The sequence below is a fragment of the Ancylomarina sp. genome (assembly GCF_041555295.1).
In the GTDB taxonomy this organism is placed as follows: Bacteria; Bacteroidota; Bacteroidia; order Bacteroidales; family Marinifilaceae; genus Ancylomarina.
Genome location: NZ_JBFFKR010000220.1, coordinates 1 through 5,749, shown reverse-complemented (window position 1 = coordinate 5,749; position 5,749 = coordinate 1). Strand labels below are relative to the sequence as shown.

At 34.8% G+C, this 5,749-nt stretch carries 5 protein-coding genes; all 5 read left to right on the top strand.

The window, feature by feature from the left end; all coding sequences use genetic code 11:
- A partial coding sequence (locus ABY905_RS13225) for an AIR synthase-related protein (protein ID WP_372644642.1) occupies positions 1-510 on the top strand: 510 nt, incomplete at its 5' end.
- A 225-nt stretch (positions 511-735) separates the two neighbouring features.
- On the top strand, positions 736-1,821 hold the full coding sequence (gene prfA / locus ABY905_RS13220; RefSeq protein WP_372644640.1) for a peptide chain release factor 1: 1,086 nt from the start codon (positions 736-738) through the stop codon (positions 1,819-1,821).
- Positions 1,822-1,919: 98 nt separating this feature from the next.
- Entirely contained in the window at positions 1,920-2,747 is an 828-nt protein-coding gene (gene pyrF / locus ABY905_RS13215) for an orotidine-5'-phosphate decarboxylase (protein WP_372644638.1), read from the top strand.
- A gap of 117 nt (positions 2,748-2,864) precedes the next feature.
- Complete coding sequence (locus tag ABY905_RS13210) at positions 2,865-4,142, top strand: DUF2851 family protein (protein WP_372644636.1); 1,278 nt, start codon at positions 2,865-2,867, stop codon at positions 4,140-4,142.
- 67 nt (positions 4,143-4,209) lie between these two features.
- Positions 4,210-5,250 carry a TrkA family potassium uptake protein gene (locus tag ABY905_RS13205; RefSeq protein WP_372644635.1) on the top strand — a complete coding sequence of 347 codons (1,041 nt, stop codon included), beginning with the start codon at positions 4,210-4,212 and terminating at the stop codon, positions 5,248-5,250.
- Positions 5,251-5,749: the final 499 nt, after the last annotated feature.

Sequence of the window (5,749 nt, the reverse complement as noted above, 5' to 3'; positions counted from 1 at the left end):
CTTGCTGAAAAATACCCAGAGAGTTTTGATGGAGCGGTTCCAGAGGATTTGGTGTATTCCGGGAATTGTAAATTAACCGATGCTGTTGAGGGTACTGATTTGGATGCTGGTAAATTGGTTTTATCTGCGACTCGTACTTTTGCTCCTATTGTAAAAGTAGCTTTGGATAAGTATCGTTCTCAAATTCATGGTATGATTCATTGCTCGGGTGGGGCTCAAACAAAAGTTCTTCACTTTGTTGACAATCTTCATATCGTAAAAGATAACATGTTTGATGTGCCTCCATTGTTCAAGTTGATTAAAGAGCAGAGTGGAACGGAATGGGACGAAATGTATAAAGTGTTTAATATGGGACATCGTTATGAATTCTATGTGCCTGCCGAAATCGCAAGTGATATTATTGAAATTTCGAAGAGCTTTAATGTAGATGCTAAAATTGTTGGACGAGTTGAAGCCTCTGAAAGTAAGAAGTTGACTATAAAAAGTGAATTCGGACAGTTCGAATACTAAATATAATATATAAATGAGCCGATCGTCCTTTTGTTAGGATGATCGGCTTCTTTGTATTTTGAAATCTAAATTGAAAATAGAATTTTTATTTATTTGTATGAGAATATTGATGTTAGCTTAGTATTATGTTGTGTGATGAAGCTTAAATATTCTAATAATGAGACTCAAATCAATTAAAGTAATTTTATTTTCCTAATTTTGTGCAAATTTTAAGAGATTATAAGGATGAACGATAATGTGTTACTAGGAAAACTAGAAGGTGTTTTTATCCGATTTAAGGAGGTTAGTCAATTGATTACCGATCCTGAGATAATGAGTGATATGAAACGCTATGTTAAGCTAAGTAAAGAATATAAAGAATTGGAGTTAGTCGATTCTGCTGCAACAAGATATAGAAATGCACTTGAAACGATTGCTGAATCAAAAGAAATATTAGCCACCGAGAGCGATGAAGAGTTGCGCGAAATGGCAAAAATGGAACTGGAAGAACTTGAGGAGAAGTTGCCAGAAATGGAGAATGAAATTAAATTGCTTTTAGTGCCTGCAGATCCTGAAGATTCTAAAAATGCAATTGTTGAAATCCGTGCTGGTGCTGGTGGTGATGAAGCTAGTATCTTTGCAGGTGATTTATATAGAATGTATACCAAATTTTGCGAGAGCAAAGGTTGGAAAGTGTCTATGACTTCATGTAGTGAAGGAACATCTGGAGGTTATAAAGAAATTGTTTTAAATGTTTCTGGTAACGGTGTTTATGGTATTCTAAAATATGAATCAGGTGTACACCGTGTTCAACGTGTGCCTCAAACTGAAACTCAGGGGCGTGTGCATACCAGTGCTGCATCAGTAGCAGTATTGCCAGAGGCTGAAGAGTTCGATATTGATGTGAAAGATAGTGATATCCGTAAGGATACTTACTGTTCTTCTGGCCCTGGAGGACAGTCAGTAAATACAACCTACTCGGCTATTCGTTTAACTCACGTGCCAACAGGTATTGTGGTGACCTGCCAAGATCAAAAATCTCAAATTAAGAATCTGGCCAAAGCGATGATTGAATTGCGTTCACGTATTTATTCATTGGAGCATCAGAAGTATCTCGATGAAATTTCATCGAAACGTAAGACGATGGTTTCTACTGGTGACCGTTCGGCTAAAATTAGAACATACAATTACCCACAAGGTCGTGTAACCGATCATAGAATTAATTTGACGATGTATAATTTGAGTGCTATTATCGATGGCGATATTCAAGAGATTATCGATAAGCTTCAGGTTGAAGAAAATGCAGAGCGACTTAAGGAGAGTGGTTTATAATAATATTTGGCAGTGGTTTTAACTACTGCTTTTTTTTTGATCTCATTTTAATGAGTCATAGATAAAAAGAAATTAAACAACCATTAAATCAATATCAAATGAACTATCAAGCTTTATTCGAGCAAATTAAATTAAAGAAGTCTTTCCTATGTGTTGGTTTGGATACTGATGAGAAGAAGATTCCAGAACATTTGCTTAAAGAGGAAGATCCTATTTTTGAATTCAACAAAGCGATTGTTGACGCAACAGCACATTTGGTTGTTGCTTACAAGCCAAATATTGCTTTTTACGAATGTAAAGGTGCAAAGGGATGGCTTTCTCTAGAGAAAACAGTTTGTTATATCAAGGAAAACTACCCAGAAGTATTTCTAATTGCTGATGCCAAGCGTGGCGATATCGGAAACACATCAAAAATGTACGCCAGTGCATTTCTTGAGAATATGCCTTTCGACTCAATTACAGTTGCTCCTTATATGGGTGAAGATTCGGTTACGCCTTTCCTTTCGTATAAAGATAAGTGGGTGATTTTATTGGCATTGACTTCGAACAAGGGAGCTTTCGATTTTCAATTTTTTCAGGATGGTGAGCAAAAACTATTCGAAAAGGTTCTTGAGAAATCACAGGAGTGGGGGTCTAAGGATAATATGATGTATGTAGTTGGTGCAACGAAAGCAGAAATGTTATCTGATATTCGAAAGATTGCTCCAAATCATTTTCTATTGGTTCCAGGAGTTGGTGCTCAAGGTGGAAGTTTGCAAGAGGTTGCTAAATATGGTATGAATGATCATTGTGGTTTGTTGGTCAATTCGTCAAGAGGAATCATTTATGCTGATTCAACACCAAATTTTGCTAATGTTGCGTGTGAAAAAGCGTTGGAACTTCAAGAAGAGATGGAAGCCTTAATGGATGTAAAAGGGATTTTATAGTTTTAGTATTAAAGAAATTGAAAAGCGATGATCTTAAGATCATCGCTTTTTTTGTTGTATTCCTAGAAAACATATCATAAATTTAGTATTCTGTTTAAAAATTTAGAATCTGTTTTTATGAATGAAGATTTTCTACACTATATATGGAAGTATCGACTTTTTGATTCAGAAAAATTGATGTCAAGTCAGGGGCATCAATTGGAATTAATTGAAACAGGTAGCTTGAATAGAGATTCGGGGCCTGATTTTTTTGAATCTCGAATTCAAATCGATGGCTTGCTTTGGGTCGGAAATGTTGAAATCCATATTAAATCGTCTGATTGGTATAAGCATCATCATAATGTAGATTTAGCATATAATAATGTTATTTTACATGTCGTTCTTGAAAATGATGCAGATATTGTTTTCTCAGATGGACGATTGTTACCCTGTTTGGAACTGAAAATTCCAGATCAATATATAAAAAGATATCAAAGCTTGATGTCTTCTCAGTCTTGGATTCCTTGCCAGGTTGATATCCCGAAATTGAATAATTTTTTTGTGAATCATTGGCTAGATAGAATGTTGCTAGAAAGATTGGAGAGGAAGGCTGATGAGATAATACAGATGTATCATCAAAATACGGGCTCTTGGGAAGAAACCTTCTATCAATTATTAGCTCGATATTTTGGCATGAAAGTAAATGCTGATCCTTTTGAGCAACTTACTCGATCAGTTCCTCTGAAGATTCTGGCTAAACACAAGAATTCTCTCTTGCAATTGGAAGCTATTTTATTTGGTCAATCTGGGTTTCTTTATGATTCTATTCCTGAGGATCTCTACTATTCTGATTTGCAAAGAGAATATCGATTTTTGAAGAGTAAGTTTAAACTTAAGGCCATTGAGAAAAGTCGATGGAAATTTATGCGGATTCATCCTGTTAACTTTCCAACTGTTCGTATTGCTCAGTTCGCTAACTTAATTAATCAGTCACAATCATTATTTTCTAAAATCAAACAGGTTGAAAATATCGATAAGTTTTACTTGCTGTTGGAAACTGAGGCTTCTCAATATTGGAATGATCATTACAGGTTTGGAGAAAAAGTTGACTTTAAGAAGAAAGTCCTGGGTAAATCGACCATAGATATATTAATAATTAATGCAATTGTTCCTATTCTATTTGTTTATGGTAAAGAAATTGGTGACCCTTCATATGTAGATAAAGCCCTGTCCTTTCTTGAAAAGATGACCCCAGAGAAAAATTCAATTATTAAATCATGGATAGAAAGCGGTATAGTGGTTAAAACTGCTTATCATTCCCAATCTTTATTGCATCTGAAATCAGAATATTGCGATAAATTCAAGTGTCTTGAATGTGAATTAGGAAACAGAATTCTTCGTATTGAACAAATATGATTTTCTTTATTGCAGTTTGATAAGATTGATTAATTTAGATTTTATTTTTTTCACATAAATATTTACAATGTCATTAAAGGGGCGTCAAATCTGGGAAGAAAATTTTAAGACACTTAGTTTCGCTTTGGCTCTTATGTTTGTTGTGATTGGTATCGGTACTATTGGTTATATGCAGCTCAATATAGAGTATAGTCTAATCGATGCTTTGTATATGACGGTAATTACGATTTCAACGGTTGGGTTTAAAGAAGTGCATGATCTTACAGATAATGGTAAGTTGTTTACAATATTGTTGATTTTGACCAGTTTTGGTATTTTTGGTTATATTGTTTCCGCAGTAACCCGTTTTATTTTAGATGGTGTTTTTCGTAGAAATTTAAAAGATTATAGAGTGGCTAGAAAAATCGAGAAGTTAAGTAATCATGTTATCGTATGTGGATTCGGCCGAAATGGACGCCAGGCTAGTCTTGAGTTATTAGAGCATGGTGAAGTCGTGGTAGTTGTTGATTCAAAGGAGTCAAGTATTGATCAAATTCAGATGATACCTGAATTGTTATTTATTCTAGGCGATGCGACTCTGGAGGAAGTTTTAACTCTTGCTAATATATCTAAAGCTAAGGCTCTGATTACGGCAATACCCGATGATGCTGCTAATGTGTATGTTTGTTTGACAGCGAGAGAGTTGAGTCCAGGAATTAGGATTATTTCTCGATCATCCAAAATGCAATCGGATAACAAATTGAAAAGAGCTGGAGCAAATAACGTTATTATGCCAGATCTTCTTGGCGGACGACAAATGGCTAAGCTAGTTGCTCAGCCCGATGTTATAGAGTTCCTAGATAAAATTTTACTTCAGTCTATTAAGGGAGTTAATTTGATGGAAGTTTCTTGTTCAAAGCTTGCGGCATGCTTTGTTGGTCGGTCAATTTTAGAATTGAATGTTAGAAATGTTTCAGGAGCCAACATTATTGGTTTGAAAGATGATGAAGGTAATTATATCTACAATCCTTCTCCCCATATTATACTCGACCAAAGATTCCAACTTTTTGTTTTAGGTGATGCACCACAATTAAAGCGACTTAATGAGTTGCTTAATACGGGAAAATAGAGTTATAATTATCTATTTTAAAAACAGAATTAAAATTAAACATCACTAAGTCAGGCCGATATGATATTTCTTTGTTTTTTTCTTTGATTTCGCTTGGAAGTAATGGTGCTTTGCCCCTATATTTGTAGCCACTTTCAACGGAGAGTGGATTTATAAAATGGTTGTTTAGTAGTATTTTATAGGCAGTGGTAGGGTGGTCGTAGGAATTTTTTATTTTTTTTAGAAAGTTATTTACACCTACTAAACAACCTCACGATTCGGGAGGAGCTGAGGGTTTTGATCATTGTATCAGATTCTCATTTTTCAGCTCTAGGTTTTTCTGAAAATAAAATTTCAGAAAAAATGAATCGAGGCTTGCAGTTTAAGAATTAAAGTTCTTATATTTGCAGCCGCTAATACAGCGAGAAGTTCTTAAAAAGTCTGGTAAGGGGAAGCGACGAGAGTTGAAAAAATTAGGAGGAAATATTTCTCAAAATAATTTCAATTTTCATTTGGTTTT

What these genes read in the sequence shown, in the direction of transcription:
- prfA (WP_372644640.1), top strand. Translation starts at nt 736, where the DNA reads ATGAACGATAATGTGTTACTAGGAAAACTAGAAGGTGTTTTTATCCGA.
- pyrF (WP_372644638.1), top strand. Translation starts at nt 1,920, where the DNA reads ATGAACTATCAAGCTTTATTCGAGCAAATTAAATTAAAGAAGTCTTTC.
- ABY905_RS13210 (WP_372644636.1), top strand. Translation starts at nt 2,865, where the DNA reads ATGAATGAAGATTTTCTACACTATATATGGAAGTATCGACTTTTTGAT.
- ABY905_RS13205 (WP_372644635.1), top strand. Translation starts at nt 4,210, where the DNA reads ATGTCATTAAAGGGGCGTCAAATCTGGGAAGAAAATTTTAAGACACTT.